Here is a 16,450-nt window from a genome sequence, read left to right on the forward strand (position 1 = left end):
CCGTTCACTCCTGGGAGAGGAGCGTGGTGACGTAGTTGAGGGCCTCCCGGGCGGAATGGGGGTTGTAGCCGTACTCGGCCACCAGCCGGTCCTCCACCGCCGAGATCTTCTGCTGCGCCTCCTCGTCGGGCCGGGCGCTGGAGGTGACCAGCCGCAGCACGTCCCGGCGCTCCTCGAACAGGTACTGCTCGATGGCGTCGTGGAGCCGGGCGTGGCTGTCCAGGGTGAACCGCTCGCCGCGCTTGTAGGCCCCCATGGCCTTGCGCACCACCTCCTGGCGGAAGGACTGCTTGCCCGAGTCGGAGATGGAGATCTTCTCCTCCACCGAGCGCAGGAAGCGCTCGTCGGGCTCCCGGTCCTCGCCGGTGATGGGGTCGGTCACCTTGCGGTTGTCGAGCACCGCCTCCACCTCGTCGAGGTACTTGTCGAGCAGCTCCTGGGCCTCGTCCTCGAAGGAGACGAACAGGGCCTTGTGCACGTCCTCCTTGACCCAGCGGTTGTAGAAGTCCTTGCGCACCGTGACCAGGAAGTCCACCCAGTTCTTCTTCTGCTTGGAGTCCATGCGGGCGTCGGACTCGATGGTGTCCTTCAGGGCCAACAGCACGTCCATGGAGGTGAGGCTCTTCTTCTCCGAGCGGGAGATGGCCCCCGCCAGGGCGTTGACCACGAACCGCGGGCTGACGCCCTCGAGGCCCTCCTCCGGATGCTCGGCCTTGATGCGGTCCACCTCCGACTGCGAGGTGCCCTCCACGTCCTCGCCGGCGTACAGCCGCACCTTCTTGGAGAGGTCCAGATCCTCCCGCTCCGAGGGGTGCAGCCGGGTCAGGACCGCGAACACCGCCGCCACGTTCAGGGCGTGGGGGTCGAGGTGCACCTCCTGGAAGGTGGGGGTGGCGGAGATCAGCTTCTCGTAGATGCGCGCCTCGTCGTGGTAGCGCAGGGTGTAGGGCACCTGCACGATCACCATGCGGTCCAGGAGCGCCTCGTTCTCCTTCTCCTGAAGGAACTTGCGGAACTCCGCCAGGTTGGTGTGGGCGACGATGGTCTCGTCCAGGTAGATGAGCGGGAAGCGGGAGACCTTGACGTTCTTCTCCTGGGTCAGGGTGAGCAGGAGGTAGAGGAACTCCCGCTTCACCTTGAGGATCTCGATCATCTCCAGCATGCCGCGGGACGCGGCGTACACCGCCCCCGACCAGGACCAGGCTCGGGGATCCCCCTCGTCGCCGTACTCGGCCACCTTGGACAGGTCCACGGAGCCCACCAGGTCGGCGATGTCGGCGGTGGTGGGGTCGTGGGGGGCGTAGGTGCCCACGCCGGTGCGCCCGGCCTCGTTGATGAAGATGCGCTCCACCGGCATCTGCATGAAATCGCCGTCGAACTCCTCCTCCAGACGGGTGCGGCAATAGGGGCAGATGTCGCCGTTGATCTCCACCCCGTAGGTTTCGCGGAACTCGGCCCGTTTGGTCTGCGGCACCAGGTGCAGGGGCGACTCGTGCACCGGACAGCCCTGGATGGCGTAGAGGGCGCCCGCATCGGTGTGGCTGTACTCCTCCAGCCCGCGCTTGAGCAGGATCACCAGGGAGGACTTGCCGCCGGAGGGCGGCCCGAGCAGGAGCAGCAGGCGCCGCCCCACCTCGGAACCCTCGCTGGCGGCCTTGAAGTAGTTGGCCACCCGTTCCAGCGCCTCGTCGACGCCGAACAGGTCATTGGCGAACAGGTTGTAGCGGGTGACGTGGTCCCCCTCGTCCGAGGTCTCGGACCCGTACCACTGGATCATGTCCCACATGTACTGGTGGCTGGTGCGGGTCATCCCCACCGGGTCGGTGGGGAGCACGTCCTGGAGGAACTCCCCGAGGGTCCCCTCCCAGTGCCGAGCCTTATGTTCCTGGGTGAAGCTCACCAGGGAGTCCAGAAAGCGGTTCTGCTTGTCGGAATCCTGCTTGCCGCCGTTACCTGCCATGCGACCCTCCTTGGGCTCGACGCGGCCATTCCCTTGCTACCCGTTTAGAGTCTCTGTCCCGTGCCTCCGTTCACCACCCCGGGGGCGGAGCGGAAGGCCGGGGACGCGCCTCCCCGGTAGCGCGGTAGCGGGTCGGGACATGCCACCCGGGTCCGAATGCCTGGCATCCCCCTGTACCGTTTTTAAACCACTTTGGGGGCCCGTTAAAGGGCCTCGGCGGCCGGTGGCGGGGCAGAGCGCCTCAAGAATTCCCCAGAGATACGGGCCCTTATACGATTGTAGGCATTCACCTACGCGGGAGGGAGTAAGGAACCACCCCTACGCTCTTAGGGCCGAGAGGGAGCCACCCGGCGGGGGTCGTCCGGGGGATCCAAAAAAAGCCCGGCGGCTCGCTCCCGAGCCGCCGGGCCTCTGGCACGCCTCCCTGTCCGGCGCGGATGCACCTAGCGCAGGTACCCCGCCTTCTCCAGATGCAGGAGCACCTCCTGGGCCGCCTCCATGGGCGTGAGGTCGGAGGTGTCGATGGCCACCTCGGGGTCGATGGGCTCCTCATAGGGGTCGTCGATGCCGGTGAACTCCCGGATCTGCCCGGCCCGGGCCTTGGCGTACAGCCCCTTGCGGTCCCGGGCCTCGCAGACCTCCAGGGGCGTCTTGACGTGCACCTCGATGAAGCCGCCGTAGGCCTCGATGAGCTCCCGGTTCTCCTGCCGGACGTGGCGGTAGGGGGCGATGGGCGCGCAGATGGCAATGCCGCCGTTCTTGGTGATCTCGCTGGCAACGAAGCCGATGCGCCGCACGTTCAGGTTGCGGTGCTCGCGGGAGAAGCCGAGCTCGCTGGAGAGGTGCTGGCGCACGATGTCGCCGTCGAGCAGGGTCACCGGCCGGCCGCCGATCTCGCGAAAGCGGGCGAGCAGGACGTTGGCCACGGTGGACTTGCCGGAGCCGGACAGCCCGGTGAAAAAGATGGTCAGGCCTTGGCTGTGCTTGGGCGGGTGGGACCGCCGAAGCTCGGCCACCACGTTGGGGTAGGAGAACCATTCGGGGATCTCCAGGCCCTCGCGCAGGCGGCGCCGCACTTCGGTGCCGGACAGCTTCTTGACCGTGGCGCCCTCGGGGACCTCGTCCACGGGGAGGTATTCGGCGCGCTCCTCGACGTAGGCCATCTCCTTGAAGGGCACCATGCGGATGCCGAGCTCTTCCTCGTAGTCGGCCACCTTCTCCTGGGCGTCGTAGGGGCCGTAGAAATCGTCGCCGTCGCCGTTCTGGCCGGGGCCGGCGTGGTCGCGCCCGACGATGAAGTGGGTGCAGCCGTAGTTCTTGCGGATGAGGGCGTGCCACAGGGCCTCGCGCGGGCCGCCCATGCGCATTGCCAGCGGCAGCAGGGCCAGGGTCATCATCTTGTCGGGATAATGCTCGGCCAGCGCCTGGTAGCAGCGCACCCGGGTGTAGTGGTCGATGTCGCCGGGCTTGGTCATGCCCACCACGGGGTGGATGAGCAGCCCGGCTTCCTGCTCGCTGGCGGCGCGCAGGGTGAGCTCCTGGTGGGCCCGGTGCATGGGGTTGCGGGTCTGGAAGGCCACCACCCGCCGCCAGCCGCGCTTGGCGAACTCGGCGCGCAGCTCGGCGGGGGTCAGCCGCAGCTCGGTAAAGTCGTAGTGCAGCGGCAGCTGCAGACCCTCCACCCGGCCCGCGAGGTAGACGGGACCGGAGCGGTCGAGGAGGTAGGCCACACCGGGGTGGTGGCGGTCGGTGGTGCCGAACACGGCGAAGGCCTCGCGCTCCTTGTCGGGGCGGTAGGCCTCCTCGAGATGGAGCACGGCGAGCATGAAGCCCTCGGGGTCGCGCAGGGCCACCGGCTGCCCCGGCTCCAGTCCCGCCGCCGTGTCCTCGGCGACGTCCAGGGTGATGGGCATGGGCCACACGGTGCCGTCGCTCAGGCGGCACCGCTCCAGCACGCCGTGGTAGTCCTCCTCGCCGAGGAAGCCCGTCAGCGGCGAGAAGCCCCCGTTCAAGAGCAGCTCCAGGTCGCACAGCTGACGGTCGGTCAGGGTCAGCGAGGGATAGTCGAGGGAGGCCTCTTTCAGCTCCTCCGCCCGATTCTCGTCCACCCGCAAGTCACACAGCACCCCCCCATGGGGCTCGATCAAGTGATCCATAAAGTCCTCTGATAAACCAATGTCAGGCGGATTTCACCAGTATCCAGAAGGGATCCTTTCCCCGGGCTCCCCGCCTTACCCCATGCCCGTTACGGCCTTACTGTCCACCCCTGTCAAACGCTCGCGAAGGAACGCCTCCAGCTCCTCGCCGAGCTCGCCATGGCGCAGGCCCAGCTCCACCTGGGCCTTGAGGTAGCCGGCCTTCGAGCCGCAATCGAACCGAACCCCCTGGAAGGGGAAGGCATGCAGGGATTCCCCGTATTCGGTGATCAGCGCCTGGAGGGCGTCGGTGAGCTGGATCTCCCCCCCCGCCCCGCGCTCGGCGCGACCCAGGGGCTCGAAGACCGTGGGGCTCAGGATGTAGCGCCCGATGACGCCGAGGTTGCTGGGCGCCACCGCCGGATCCGGCTTCTCCACCAGGCCGCGCACCGGATAGCTCGCCCCCTCCTGGTTGTCCGTATCCACCACCCCGTAGGACTTCACCGCCTGCGGGGCCACGGGCTCCACCGCCACCTGGCTGCTGCCCCCGGTGGCCTCGTAGGCCTCCTTCATCTGGGCGATGGCGCCCGGCTCGGCGTCGATCAGGTCGTCGGGCAGGAGGACGGCGAAAGGCTCGTCGCCGATCACATGGCGGGCGCACCACACCGCGTGGCCCAGGCCCAGCGGCTGTTTCTGGCGCACGTAGGTGACATCCGCCATGTCGGACACCTCCCGGTACACCCGGGCGAGGTGCTCCTTTCCCTGCTCCAGGAGCAACGTCTCCAGGCCGTTCTGGTGGTCGAAATGGTCCTCGATGGAGCGCTTGCCCCGCCCGGTGACGAAGACCACCTGGTCGATCCCCGCCGCCACCGCCTCCTCCACGGCGTATTGGATGAGCGGCTTGTCCACCACCGGGAGCATTTCCTTGGCCATGGCCTTGGTGGCGGGCAGGAAGCGGGTCCCCATGCCCGCCACGGGAAAAACGGCCTTACGGATGGTCCGCATCGCGGGCCTCCTCGTTGGTATCCTTGCCTCTGGATCCGCCCCCGTCCGGACCCTCTACATTCTGCCTGAAACTTGCCCGGGCCCGGACAAACCTTCCAATGATGCCTGCCTCAAGGCCCCCGCACAAACGATGGTCCGGCCGGAACCCCTCCGGCGCGCCAGCGTCCCATCTATTGCGGCGGCACCTTTTATGGTCCACCTGTAGCCCATATCTCCGGCGAAAGCAACGCGGACCGGCGGAGGCCTTTTTATCACAACCTGCTAATATTTAGGGGTCGCCTTCTCGACCAAACCCTGGAGGGAACGCCATGCCGGAGACCGTTTTGGACGTGGACAGCCAGGACTTCCAGAGCCGGGTCGTGGAGCGCTCCCGCGAGGTCCCCGTGGTGGTGGACTTCTGGGCCGCGTGGTGCGGGCCGTGCCAGGCCCTGGGTCCCGCCCTCGAACGGGTCGCCGAGGAATACGGCGGACGCTTCCTGCTCGCCAAGGTGGACGTGGATCGGAACCAGGAGCTTGCCGGGCAGCATGGTGTCCGTGGCATTCCCGCCGTCAAGGCCTTCGTGGACGGCGAGGTGGTGGACGAGTTCACCGGCGCACTTCCCGAGCCCCAGATCCGCCGCTTCATCGACGGTCTGATCCCCTCGGAGACGGACAAGGCCGTGGCCCAGGCTCGCGCCCTTTTGGACCAAGGCGAGACCGGCCGCGCCGAGGAGGTGCTCACGGAGGTGCTCGAGGCGGAGCCGGACCATCCCCGGGCCCTCCTGACACAGGCTCGCCTGCGCCTGCTCCAGAACCGCACGGAGGAGGCCGAGGCCATCCTCGGACACCTCCCGGTCGCCTACGCCAGCGACCCCGAGGTCAAGGGGCTGCGCACCACCCTCGGCTTCGCCCGCATCGCTGGGGAGACCGGCTCCGAGGCGGAGGTCCGGGAAGCCCTGGAGCGGGATCCCGACGATCTAGACGCCCGTTACCGCTTGGCCGCCTACCGGGTGATGGCCGAGGACTACCGCTCCGCCTTCGAGCACCTGCTGGAGATCGTCCGTCGCGACCGGAAATACCGGGAGGACGCGGCGCGGCATCGAATGCTGGAGCTGTTCGACCTGCTCGGCAACCGCGACCCGCGGGTCAGCGAGTTCCGCAAGCGCCTCAGCCGCGAGCTCTTCTAGGGGCAGAAACCCTTACAATAATAATGGTCTCTATGCTAGGGTGTGTTCCATCCCTCTAGCCCCATCCAGCATGGAGACCGATTCCCATGCGGCACAACCACGCACCCGTTATCCTTTTGCTCGTCCTGACCGCCATCCTCCCCGCCACCGCACTCGCCGAGGACGGCGGCGGTCTGTCCGGAGAGACGGTGTACGAGACCCGTTGCCTGCTCTGCCATCCCGACTCCCCCGACGCGGAGGACGCCTCACGCTACAAGGCGCGCAAGGACGCCGTGCCCCTCTGGACCCTGTACCGGGAATCCGAGGGCTGGCAGGAATCCCAGATCGGCCTGGGATCGTGGAGCGATGAGCGCATGAAGGAGTTCATCCGCTACCCCAAGGGAATGAAGCCCGACACCACCATGGTGGGGGTCCCCTTGAACGACGCCGAGCTGAAGGAGGTGGTGGCCTACATCAAGGAGCTGGGGCGGCGCCACAACAGCGACTGAGGCCCTGCGGTTGCCGGCCTAGACGTAGAACCGCTCAAGGAGGGGGGCCAGCTCCGCCACCGAGAGCTGCCCCGGGGCGGTGGCCTCCTCGATATGGGCGTAGCAGGCCGTGCTACCAAAGGCCCCGTTCATGAGGCGCGACAGGCTGCCCGCAGGCCCCACGCCCATGGTGATCAGGGGGAAGCTCGGGCTGCGGCTCCGGGTCCAGCAGGCCAGGTCGGCCATCTCCCCCGCCTCCGCCACCCGCACCGCCGCCTTGAGCCGGTCCGCGCCCTTGGCCTGGGCCTCCAGGGCCAGGACCTCCAGCCATCCTACTCCCGGGAACCCTTCGAAATCGTGAAAGGAGGCGATCACCTCCATGCCCCCCGGACGGTTGGCCACGGCCCACTCCAGAAGCCGGGAGGATTCGCGCAGCTCCACGTCCACGGCCGCCGGCACCACGCTCCCCCAGAGCTCCTCCAAGAGCGCGCGCCGCTCCCCCGCCTCCCAGCGGCGCATCCCCCCTTCCCCCGGGGCGCGCGGGGTCACCAGCAGGGGGCGACCCCATGCGGCGACCTCCCGGCACAGGTCCACCGCCGCCGAGGCTCCACCCTTCACCGCATCCAGGCGGACCTCCACCATGTCTGCGGGGGCCACCCGCTCGGCGCCGTCGCCGGGCAGCGCGCCCGCGTTCGGATAGGCAAGGGAGGCGATCAGACTGGGCCGGGACATGTTCCCTCCGGATCATGGAAACCGAACAGCAAAAGGCCGCGCCCGGGGCGCGGCCTTGAGGCCATAGTGTATCGCGGGGCGCTCAGTCCCCTACCGTCACCTTCTCCTGAAGGCTTTCGAGGGTCTTGGCCCCGATCCCGTCCACCTCCTCCAGCTCGGCGACGGAGTCGAAACCGTCATGGTCCTCGCGGTAGGCCACGATGCGCTCGGCCAGCACCTGGCCAACGCCGTTCAGGGCGGTGAGCTCCTCGGCATTGGCCTCGTTGATGTCCAGCGGCTCGCCGGCGTGACCGGACAGGGGCAAGCAAACGGCGAGGCCGAGGACAAGTGCCATCAGATGCTGGCGCAGGATATACCCCTTTTGTGGTTGCCAGTGGCAACCTTTTGCCAGACATCTGATCTTGCTGTCAATAAATTTTCTACTCTACGTTTGGCCACCCTCCAGGATCACGGTCGCCAGGGCGTAGTCCCCCTCATCGGACAGGCTCAGGTGGGAGCGCTGCACCCCGAGGCGCCGGCCATGGTCCGCCGCCCCACCGTGCAGGTGCAGCTCCGGCCGGCAGCCCGGCGGCCGCACCACCTCCAGGTCCCGGAACCGGACCCCCTGGTGGATCCCCGTCCCCAGCGCCTTAGCCGCCGCCTCCTTGGCGGCGAACCGGGAGGCAACATAGAGGCCCAGGTCCTTGTGCTCCTGGGCGGCCTGGCGCTCTCCCGCCGTGAACAACCGGTGGAGCATGCGGTCCCCGTTGCGCTCCAGGGCCCGGCGGACACGCCGGACGTCCACCAGGTCGTTGCCCATGCCCAGGATCACCGTGGCGACCCCTGCTCAGGTCCCGTGGGAGGCGGCCGCTTCCCGCATCAGGCGCTTCATCTCCCGGACGGCCGGCCCCAGCCCGTCGAAGACGGCCCGCGCGACGATGGCGTGCCCGATGTTCAGCTCCCGCACCCCGGAAAGGGCGGCGATGGGCTCCACGTTGACGTAGTCCAAGCCGTGCCCGGCGTGCACGCGGAGGCCCAGCCCGTGGGCCCGGGCCACGGCGCCTTCGATGCGCTCCAGCTCGCGCTCGCGCTCCTCCCGCGTCGCCGCGTTGGCGTAGGCGCCGGTGTGCAGCTCCACCACCGGCGCACCCGCCTTGGCGGCCGCCTCCAGCTGGACGGGATCCGGGTCGACGAAAAGCGACACTCGCACCCCCGCCCGCGCCAGCCGCTCGCAGGCCCATTGGGCGGCGCTTACCTGGGAGGCCACATCCAGCCCGCCCTCGGTGGTGAGCTCCGCCCGCCGCTCCGGAACCAGGCAGCAATCGTCCGGGCGCACGTCCTCGGCGATGGCCACCATTTCCTCGGTCATGGCCATCTCGAGATTGAGCTTGGTCTGCACCATCTCCGCCAGGTACCGGATGTCCCGCTCCTGGATATGCCGGCGGTCCTCGCGCAAATGCGCCGTGATGCCGTCCGCCCCGGCCCGCTCCGCCTCCAGGGCCGCATGGAGCGGCTCCGGGTAGGGGGTCAGCCGGGCCTGGCGGAGGGTGGCGACGTGGTCGATATTGACACCGAGCTCGATCATCGCGGCGGTTCCGTGTGCGCTCTGGTCGTGCATGGGGGGCGGGGGACAGTCATCCGGAAGGGTAACACATGCGCCCGCTCAGGATCGGCCGCCCCTGCGGCGGACGCTCTGGAGGAGGGCCCGGCTCTCCAGGGGCCGGGGCCCCAGGTGGGGGCCGAGGACCGCCCGCATCAGGTCCCGGGCCCGGCGGCGGTCCTCCGGGCCGGGATCCCCCTCGGCCCCGGCGAGGAAACGCACCGCCCGGCCGGGAAAGGCCGCCTCGGCGGGGCTGCAGGCCCCGCACAGGAGGCCGCGTTCCGCCTCCAAGGCGTAGTACTCCTCGGGTTCCACCGACGCCCCGCACCCCGAGCAGCGCCCCCAGTCGGGGGCCACCCCCAGGTCCTCCACCAAGCAGCGCTCAAGGCGGCGGAGCGGGAAATCCCGCTCCCCGCCGGCCAGGGCGGCCAGGGCTTGCTCGTACACCTCGAACACCCGCGGATAGGGGTCGAAGCGGGGGCACAGGCGGACCAGAAGCTCGTTCAGGTACAGGCCAAGGTACAACGCCTCGCCCTGCAGGGCGGCGGCCGACCCGGCCGGCTCCGCCCCCGCCAGGTTGCGGAGCTCGCCACGCCCCGTCCAGGCCACCTCCAGGGGGCGGAAGGGCTCCAGGACCGGCCCTCCTTTGCGCGGTTTGCGCCCACCCCGGGCCACCACACCCACCCGGCCGTCGCGCTCGGAGAACAGCTCCACCAGCAGGCTGGTCTCGCGGTAGGGGCGGCGATGGAGGACGTAAGCCTTCTGCGGCGCGGAGGCGGTCACGGCACGCGCCCCCGCCTCAGCCCTCGTACCCCAGATCGCGCAGGGCCCGGTCGTCCCCGGTCCAGCCCTCGCGGACGCGGACGAACAGCTCCAGGTGGACGCGGGACTCCAAGAGATGCTCGATGGCCAGCCGCGCCTGGGTGCCGATGGCCTTGATGCGCCGCCCCTGGCGGCCTAGGACGATGGCCTTCTGCCCCTCCCGCTCCACCAGGATGTTGGCGTGGATGCGGACCAGGCCCTCTTCCTCCTCGAAGTGCTCCACCTGGACCTCGGTGGCGTAGGGCACCTCCTCGCCGAGCTGATGGAACACCTGCTCTCGGATGAGCTCGGCGCACAGGAAGCGCAGGCTGCGGTCCGTGATCTGGTCCTCCGGGAACAGGGGCGGGCCCTCCGGAAGGCGGGCCACCACCTCATCCAGGAGGGGGTCCAGGTTGTCCCTCCTCTCCGCGGACAGGGGGACCAGGGCAGCGAAGGGAAAACGTCCCTGCAGATCCTCCAGATAGGGCAGCAGCTTCTCGCGGGGAGCCACCCGGTCCACCTTGTTGACCACGGCGATCACCGGAGTGCCCACCTCCCGCAGGCGCTCCAGGATGGCCGCGTCCCCCTCGGTCCACTTCAAGGCCTCCACCACGAAGACCACCGCGTCCACCCCCTCCAGGGCGCTCAGGGCGGCCTGGACCATATACTGGTTGATCTTCTTCTTGGACTGATGGATGCCGGGGGTATCCACGAAGACCATCTGGTGGTCTGCGGTGGTGTGCACCCCCAGGAGGCGGTGGCGGGTGGTCTGGGGGCGCCGGGAGACGATGGACACCTTTTCCCCCAGGATGGCGTTCATCAGGGTGGACTTGCCCACGTTGGGCCGGCCCACCAGGGCCACCATGCCGCTGCGGAACGCCGTCGGCTCAGGCATCTTCCACGCCCAAGCACTCCAGCATGCGCTGCGCCGCCTCTTGCTCGGCGCGCCGCTTGCTGCTGCCCTCGCCCCGCACGGGCTCGAAGCCCACCACCGTGCATTCGATGTAGAACAGACGCTGGTGGTCGGCCCCCACCGCCTCCACCAGCTGGTACTCGGGAAGGGGCTGGCCCTGGCTCTGCAGGTGCTCCTGCAGCCGCGTCTTGGGGTCCTTGTTCACGGAACGGGGATCCAGATCCGCCATCCGCCCCTCCCACAGGCGGTGGATCACCTTCTGCATGGCCTCCACCCCCCCGTCCAGCAGCACCGCGCCCAACAGGGCCTCCACGCTGTCCGCCAGGATGGATTCCCGCCGGTGCCCGCCGGCCTTGCGCTCCCCGGGGCCGAGGTAGACCAGCTTGCCCAGCTCCAGATCCTCGCCGATCTCGGCCAATGCCTCGGTACACACCAGCCGGGCCCGCAGGCGCGAAAGCACCCCCTCCCGCTCCTGAGGGAATCGCTCGTACAGCCAGCTCGCCACGGTGAAGTTCAGGGCGGCGTCCCCCAGGAACTCCTGTCGCTCGTTGTTCCGCGGGCCCGCCGAACGATGGGTCAGGGCCCGACGGAGCAGGTCCGGATCCTGGAAGGAGTAGCCGATCCGCTCCTGTAAGCACGCCTCATCCACCCTCATCTGCCTCCGGGCTAAAGGTGAACACCACTTGAATCGTCGAGGACAGCGGGACCGCTACCTGATACTCCGCGAACACCCGGTATTGTCCCGTCGGCTTCTTCTCCACCTGGATCTCCGAGCGGTCGAGGCGGTCCACGTCCTCGAAATCGAGCTTCTTGGCCACCTCCCGCTGCAGCTCGCCGCGGGAGTCGTAGAGCGAGCCCTTCTGGACCTGCTCCTGGAAGACCTGACTGATGGTCCAGTACTCGTAGTACAACGGAAAGACCCGTGCACCGAGCCACGCCACCACGCCGACCAGGGCCACCCAGAACAGCACGCTCCACACACCAAAGCCGGTCTGCCCACGCCAGCTCGTCATCGTTCCCCCCTTTGCCTTGCTTGCAGTGCAGCACCGCCGCGCACTACTCGACCCAATCCCCCAGACGGCCCCAGCGCGGAGCATTCTCTTGCCCGTCCCAGGACCACCAGATCATGAAGGCCTTTCCGAGGATGTTCCGCTCCGGGACCGTGCCCCAAAAGCGGCTGTCATTGCTGTTGTCCCGGTTGTCACCCATCACGAAATACTGGCCTTCCGGAACGCGGATGGGCTCGTTAATGCTGCGTCCCTGGCGGTTCTCGGTATAGAGCACATGGTACCGGTGCTCGTCGGTGCGCTCCTCGAAGCGATTCGCGTGCACCGTTCCCTCACGCGGCTCCCGATAGGAGAAGCGGCCGTCGGCCGTACGGGGCACCGGCTCGCCATTGACCACCAGGGTGTCATCCCGGAACTCCAGCCGGTCCCCGGGCACGGCAACAATGCGCTTGATGTAGTCCACGCCCCGATCCTCCGGGAACTGGAAGACGATCACATCCCCGCGCTCGGGAGCGCTACCCTCGGTGAGCTTGTAGCCCGCCAGGGGCAGTCGCAGACCGTACTCGAACTTGTTCACCAGGATGAAGTCGCCGATCCGCAAGGTGGGCAGCATGGATCCCGAGGGGATCTTGAAGGGCTCCACCACGAAGGAGCGGATCAACAGCACCACCAGGATCACGGGGAACAGGGAACGGGCGTACTCCACCACCACCGGGTGCCCTTCCCCACCCCGCCCACGCAGGCGCTGGAAGAGCCACCCGCCCAGCCACACCGCCCCCGTGGCCAGAAGCAGGACCACAAGCAGGAGAGTGAAATTCATTCTTCATCCACCGACAGGGCCGCCAGGAATGCCTCCTGCGGAATGGTTACCGAGCCCACCTGCTTCATGCGCTTCTTCCCTTCCTTCTGCTTTTCCATGAGCTTGCGCTTGCGGGTCACGTCGCCGCCGTAGCACTTGGCCGTCACATTCTTACGCAGGGCCTTCACCGTCTCTCGCGCGATCACCCGGGAGCCCAGGGAGGCCTGGATGGCGATGTCGAACATCTGCCGCGGGATCATCTCCTTGAGCTTCTTGGCCAGCTCCCGGCCGCGGTAGTAGGCCTGGTCGCGGTGGACGATCAGGGACAACGCGTCCACCCGGTCCTCGTTCACCAGGATGTCCAGGCGCACCAGGTCCGAGGCCTGGTAGCCGCTGAGCTCGTAGTCGATGGAGGCGTAGCCCGAGGTCATGGACTTGAGCCGCTCGAAGAAGTCCGTGACCACCTCGTTCATGGGCAGCTCGTAGGTCACCATCACCTGCCCGGCATTGGTGTAGTGCAGGTTCTTCTGCCGGCCCCGCTTTTCCTCCGCCAGCCGGATCACCTCGCCCACCTGGCTCTGCGGCACCAGGATGTTGGCAAGCATGAAGGGCTCCTCGATGGACTCGATCTCGCCCGCCTCGGGCAGCTCCGCCGGGTTTTCCACCCGCACGGTCTCGCCGGCGTGGGTGTGGACCAGGTACACCACCGTCGGCGCGGTGGTGATCAGATCGAGGTCGTACTCCCGCTCCAGGCGCTCCTGGATGATCTCCATGTGGAGCTTTCCGAGAAAGCCACAGCGGAAGCCGAAGCCCAGGGCGTGGGAGGTCTCCGGCTCGTACTGCAGGCTGGAATCGTTGAGCCGGAGCTTGGCCAGGGCGTCGCGCAGCTCCTCGTACTGGTCGGACTCGGTGGGATAGAGGCCGGCGAAGACCTGCGGCTTGACCTCCTGGAATCCAGGCAGGGGCTCCGGGGCGGGACGCTCGGCGTCGGTGATGGTGTCGCCCACCTTGGCGCCGTCCACGTCCTTGATCCCGGCGATGACGAAGCCCACTCCGCCGGCCTCCAGGCTGTCCAGCTCCACCGGCTTGGGGGTCATCACCCCCACCGTGCTCACCGTAAAGGTCCGCCCGGTGGCCATCATCTGGATGCGCTGGCCCTTGCGGATGGAGCCGTCCATGACCCGCACCAGGGCCACGGCCCCCTGGTATTTGTCGTACCAGGAGTCCACCACCAGGGCCTTGGCGGCCCCCCCGGGATCCCCTTGCGGCGGTGGCACGTCCCGCACCAGGCGCTCCAGGATCTCGCGGATGCCGATGCCCTCCTTGGCGCTGGCTTCCACGGCGTCCTCCGCCTCGATGCCGATCACCTCCTCGATCTCCCCCTTCACCCGTTCCGGCTCCGCGCTGGGCAGGTCGATCTTGTTGAGGACGGGAATCACCTCGAGGTCATACTCCACCGCCTGGTAGGTGTTGGCCACGCTCTGGGCCTCCACCCCCTGGGAGGCATCCACCACCAGCAAGGCGCCCTCGCAGGCCACCAGCGAACGCGACACCTCGTAAGAGAAGTCCACGTGTCCCGGGGTATCGATGAGGTTGAGGGTGTAGGTCTCCCCGTCATCGGCGGTGTAGAGCAGCCGCACGCTCTGCGCCTTGATCGTGATGCCGCGCTCCCGCTCCAGGTCCATCCCGTCCAGGACCTGGTCGGCCATCTCCCGGTCGGCGAGTCCCCCGCACTCCTGGATGAAGCGGTCAGCCAACGTGGACTTGCCGTGATCGATGTGGGCAATGATGGAGAAGTTGCGAATGTTGTCGAGCTTCAACGGTCCTCCGCCTGGTTCCTGTGCGGGCCAGCGGCCTGAACAAACGTAGGGGATGGGCGCCACTCCATCGGCACCCATCCCCAGTTGGCCTTCCCGGTATGGCGGCTCAGGGGATCCGGATCGGCAGGAACAGCGCCCCCTGCCCGCGCCGCACCAGCATGGGCACCACCCGCCCGGAGGGCAGATCGGCAGCGAGCCGTGCCATGCTCGCCGGATCCTCTACCGTGCGGTTGCCCAGCTTCAGGATGATGTCCCCCCGGCGCACCCCGGCCGATCGGGCCGGCTCCCCGGTCACGCGGGCTACCTGCACACCCTGCCCTTCCGGGAGGCCCAGATCGCCCCGGTCCTCTTCGGCCACCGGACGCACTCGCATGCCGAGCACCTCCTCCGGATGCTCCTCCTCGGCAGCCCGCCGGGCCCGGTCCTGCGAGCCCACGGCCACCTCGATCTCCTGGCGCTCCCCGTCGCGCACCACCGTAAGGGAGGCATCAGAGCCGGGCCGAAGGCGCCCAATCTTGGGCGGCAGCCCCCCGGAGGTCCGGACCTCCTCGCCGTTCACCTCGACGATCACGTCCCCCGACCGCAGGCCGCTCTCTGCCGCGGGGCTGTCCTCCACCACGCGGGCCACCAGGGCTCCCACCGGTTTGTCCATGCCGAAGGACTCGGCCAGATCCGGCGAGACATCCTGTATATAGACGCCCAGCCAGCCGCGCTGAACCTTACCATGCTCCTGGATCTGCTCCACCGCGTCCATGGCCACGTCGATGGGAATGGCGAAGGACAGGCCCATGAAGCCGCCGGACTGCGAAAAGATCTGGGCGTTGATCCCTACCACCTCACCGTCCAGGTTGAAAAGCGGCCCACCGGAGTTACCCGGATTCACGGCCACGTCGGTCTGGATGAAGTTGACGTAGTTGTCGGTGGGCAGGCTGCGCCCCTTGGCGCTGACGATCCCGGCTGTGACGCTGTTCTCGAACCCGAAGGGCGAGCCGATGGCCACCACCCACTCGCCCACGCTCAGCGCCTCGGGATCCCCCGCCTCCACGGTGGGCAGATCCTCGGCGTCCACCTTGAGGAGGGCCACGTCAAGGGTCTCGTCCTTTCCCACCACCTCGGCCTGATGCTGCTGGCGGTTGGTGAGCTGGACGACGATCTCGGTGGCGTTCTTGATCACGTGCGCATTGGTAACGATGTAGCCGTCTTGGGAGATGATGAAGCCGGAGCCCAGGGATTGGGTCTCGTGCTCCCGCCGGGGCAGGTCCCCGAAGAAGCGCTCGAAAAATTCCTCGAAGGGGGTGCCCTCGAACTGCGGCGGAAGGTCGGGCCGCCCCCCGCCCTGCACCTTCTGGGTGGTGCTGATGTTCACCACCGCCTTCCCCTGGTCTTCCACAATGGACGTAAAGTCCGGGAGCCCGTCCTGCTGGGCCGGTGCGGTGGCCGGGACCGCCAGCAGGAGATAAAGAAGGAAAAAGCCCCCTGCGGCCATCCCTCTTGAGCTCTGGCGTTGCATCAAAGGCATTCTCCCCTGGTTCAGAGGCGGTTTGGACAAGGACTCAGGCATCGGCGCCCGGTTACGACAGGGGACGGCAGGTGGATGGCTGCTGGCCTCCGAGGGCGCGCCGGAGGATGCGGGGGCGTCGGGAGGGGTCGTTGGCCAGCCGCCGGCCGGAGCCGCGCTGCCACAGGAACCCGCCCCCCAGTCCGGCCAGACCCGCCACGAGGGTCAGAACCTCCGGAGCCCCCCCGGAGATGAACCGACCGAGCAGGCCTTCGGCCAGACCCGCGCCACCAAACATGCCCAGTAGGGGCACGAGATAGAGCGCCACCGAGGCGCGCAGAAAGCCACCCTCGGGCAGACCAACGACGACGCGCTCCCCCGGCCGCACGGCTAGGTCTGGGGCGACCCGCAGCCGGGTCGCGACCCCCGGACGCGTACCCAGGATGGTGCGTCCGCCACCGCAGCCCCCGGCCGAGTGGCAGCTCCCGCATCCCCCGCCCCCGGTGGCGGCCTCCACCTCCACCTCCTCGCCGTTCACGGCGACCACGGTGGCCTCGGCCTCGATCAC

The 16,450-nt window shown here is 68.2% G+C and carries 17 protein-coding genes; 2 read left to right on the forward strand and 15 right to left on the reverse strand.

Annotated features, from left to right (window positions below; translation table 11 throughout):
- Positions 1-4 precede the first annotated feature (4 nt).
- The 3 genes from ACLFRB_RS00465 to galU form a co-directional block, all read right to left on the reverse strand.
- The gene (locus ACLFRB_RS00465) at positions 5-1,960 is read right to left on the reverse strand and encodes a PrkA family serine protein kinase (protein ID WP_411067019.1); all 1,956 of its coding nucleotides are present in this window, start codon (positions 1,958-1,960) and stop codon (positions 5-7) included.
- A gap of 443 nt (positions 1,961-2,403) precedes the next feature.
- On the reverse strand, positions 2,404-4,116 hold the full coding sequence (locus ACLFRB_RS00470; RefSeq protein WP_411067020.1) for a bifunctional sulfate adenylyltransferase/adenylylsulfate kinase: 1,713 nt from the start codon (positions 4,114-4,116) through the stop codon (positions 2,404-2,406).
- Between the two features lie 75 nt (positions 4,117-4,191).
- Complete coding sequence (galU, locus tag ACLFRB_RS00475; protein ID WP_411067021.1) at positions 4,192-5,100, reverse strand: UTP--glucose-1-phosphate uridylyltransferase GalU; 909 nt, start codon at positions 5,098-5,100, stop codon at positions 4,192-4,194.
- Positions 5,101-5,408: 308 nt separating this feature from the next.
- On the opposite strand from galU, the gene ACLFRB_RS00480 reads away from it, so the two are divergent.
- Complete coding sequence (locus ACLFRB_RS00480) at positions 5,409-6,266, forward strand: tetratricopeptide repeat protein (RefSeq protein ID WP_411067022.1); 858 nt, start codon at positions 5,409-5,411, stop codon at positions 6,264-6,266.
- A gap of 86 nt (positions 6,267-6,352) precedes the next feature.
- Positions 6,353-6,754 (forward strand): c-type cytochrome, encoded by a 402-nt coding sequence (locus ACLFRB_RS00485; RefSeq protein WP_411067023.1) that lies wholly within the window; start codon positions 6,353-6,355, stop codon positions 6,752-6,754.
- A gap of 18 nt (positions 6,755-6,772) precedes the next feature.
- Here ACLFRB_RS00485 and ACLFRB_RS00490 read toward each other — a convergent pair whose 3' ends face one another.
- From ACLFRB_RS00490 to ACLFRB_RS00545, 12 genes are all read right to left on the reverse strand, one after another.
- On the reverse strand, positions 6,773-7,465 hold the full coding sequence (locus tag ACLFRB_RS00490) for a type I 3-dehydroquinate dehydratase (RefSeq protein ID WP_411067024.1): 693 nt from the start codon (positions 7,463-7,465) through the stop codon (positions 6,773-6,775).
- Between the two features lie 82 nt (positions 7,466-7,547).
- Positions 7,548-7,799 (reverse strand): ComEA family DNA-binding protein, encoded by a 252-nt coding sequence (locus ACLFRB_RS00495; protein ID WP_411067025.1) that lies wholly within the window; start codon positions 7,797-7,799, stop codon positions 7,548-7,550.
- 90 nt (positions 7,800-7,889) lie between these two features.
- Entirely contained in the window at positions 7,890-8,276 is a 387-nt protein-coding gene (acpS, locus tag ACLFRB_RS00500) for a holo-ACP synthase (protein ID WP_411067026.1), read from the reverse strand.
- 15 nt (positions 8,277-8,291) lie between these two features.
- Positions 8,292-9,029, reverse strand: coding sequence for a pyridoxine 5'-phosphate synthase (pdxJ, locus tag ACLFRB_RS00505; RefSeq protein ID WP_411067027.1), 738 nt, complete (start codon positions 9,027-9,029; stop codon positions 8,292-8,294).
- A 78-nt stretch (positions 9,030-9,107) separates the two neighbouring features.
- Positions 9,108-9,827 (reverse strand): DNA repair protein RecO, encoded by a 720-nt coding sequence (gene recO / locus ACLFRB_RS00510; protein ID WP_411067028.1) that lies wholly within the window; start codon positions 9,825-9,827, stop codon positions 9,108-9,110.
- A 16-nt stretch (positions 9,828-9,843) separates the two neighbouring features.
- A complete protein-coding gene (gene era, locus ACLFRB_RS00515) occupies positions 9,844-10,740 on the reverse strand; it encodes a GTPase Era (RefSeq protein ID WP_411067029.1) in 897 nt (298 codons plus the stop codon).
- Positions 10,733-11,413 (reverse strand): ribonuclease III, encoded by a 681-nt coding sequence (gene rnc / locus ACLFRB_RS00520; protein WP_411067030.1) that lies wholly within the window; start codon positions 11,411-11,413, stop codon positions 10,733-10,735. Before rnc ends, era begins: the two co-directional genes overlap by 8 nt.
- Positions 11,400-11,771, reverse strand: coding sequence for a DUF4845 domain-containing protein (locus tag ACLFRB_RS00525; RefSeq protein ID WP_411067031.1), 372 nt, complete (start codon positions 11,769-11,771; stop codon positions 11,400-11,402). The genes rnc and ACLFRB_RS00525 overlap by 14 nt, the downstream gene beginning before the upstream one ends.
- Before the next feature lie 43 nt (positions 11,772-11,814).
- Entirely contained in the window at positions 11,815-12,585 is a 771-nt protein-coding gene (gene lepB, locus ACLFRB_RS00530) for a signal peptidase I (RefSeq protein WP_411067032.1), read from the reverse strand.
- Positions 12,582-14,384 carry a translation elongation factor 4 gene (gene lepA / locus ACLFRB_RS00535; protein WP_411067033.1) on the reverse strand — a complete coding sequence of 601 codons (1,803 nt, stop codon included), beginning with the start codon at positions 14,382-14,384 and terminating at the stop codon, positions 12,582-12,584. Before lepA ends, lepB begins: the two co-directional genes overlap by 4 nt.
- Before the next feature lie 106 nt (positions 14,385-14,490).
- A complete protein-coding gene (locus tag ACLFRB_RS00540) occupies positions 14,491-15,894 on the reverse strand; it encodes a DegQ family serine endoprotease (protein ID WP_411067034.1) in 1,404 nt (467 codons plus the stop codon).
- Between the two features lie 61 nt (positions 15,895-15,955).
- A complete protein-coding gene (locus ACLFRB_RS00545) occupies positions 15,956-16,450 on the reverse strand; it encodes a SoxR reducing system RseC family protein (RefSeq protein ID WP_411067035.1) in 495 nt (164 codons plus the stop codon).

The sequence above is a fragment of the Thiohalorhabdus sp. genome (assembly GCF_046545655.1).
Taxonomy (GTDB): Bacteria; Pseudomonadota; Gammaproteobacteria; order Thiohalorhabdales; family Thiohalorhabdaceae; genus Thiohalorhabdus.

Bases quoted from the DNA above. Each gene is read 5' to 3' on its own strand.
- rnc (WP_411067030.1), bottom strand. From the start codon at position 11,413: ATGAGGGTGGATGAGGCGTGCTTACAGGAGCGGATCGGCTACTCCTTC.
- era (WP_411067029.1), bottom strand. From the start codon at position 10,740: ATGCCTGAGCCGACGGCGTTCCGCAGCGGCATGGTGGCCCTGGTGGGC.
- galU (WP_411067021.1), bottom strand. From the start codon at position 5,100: ATGCGGACCATCCGTAAGGCCGTTTTTCCCGTGGCGGGCATGGGGACC.
- ACLFRB_RS00495 (WP_411067025.1), bottom strand. From the start codon at position 7,799: ATGGCACTTGTCCTCGGCCTCGCCGTTTGCTTGCCCCTGTCCGGTCAC.
- lepB (WP_411067032.1), bottom strand. From the start codon at position 12,585: ATGAATTTCACTCTCCTGCTTGTGGTCCTGCTTCTGGCCACGGGGGCG.
- ACLFRB_RS00465 (WP_411067019.1), bottom strand. From the start codon at position 1,960: ATGGCAGGTAACGGCGGCAAGCAGGATTCCGACAAGCAGAACCGCTTT.
- ACLFRB_RS00490 (WP_411067024.1), bottom strand. From the start codon at position 7,465: ATGTCCCGGCCCAGTCTGATCGCCTCCCTTGCCTATCCGAACGCGGGC.
- ACLFRB_RS00540 (WP_411067034.1), bottom strand. From the start codon at position 15,894: ATGCAACGCCAGAGCTCAAGAGGGATGGCCGCAGGGGGCTTTTTCCTT.
- pdxJ (WP_411067027.1), bottom strand. From the start codon at position 9,029: ATGATCGAGCTCGGTGTCAATATCGACCACGTCGCCACCCTCCGCCAG.
- ACLFRB_RS00470 (WP_411067020.1), bottom strand. From the start codon at position 4,116: ATGGATCACTTGATCGAGCCCCATGGGGGGGTGCTGTGTGACTTGCGG.
- ACLFRB_RS00485 (WP_411067023.1), top strand. From the start codon at position 6,353: ATGCGGCACAACCACGCACCCGTTATCCTTTTGCTCGTCCTGACCGCC.
- ACLFRB_RS00525 (WP_411067031.1), bottom strand. From the start codon at position 11,771: ATGACGAGCTGGCGTGGGCAGACCGGCTTTGGTGTGTGGAGCGTGCTG.
- ACLFRB_RS00480 (WP_411067022.1), top strand. From the start codon at position 5,409: ATGCCGGAGACCGTTTTGGACGTGGACAGCCAGGACTTCCAGAGCCGG.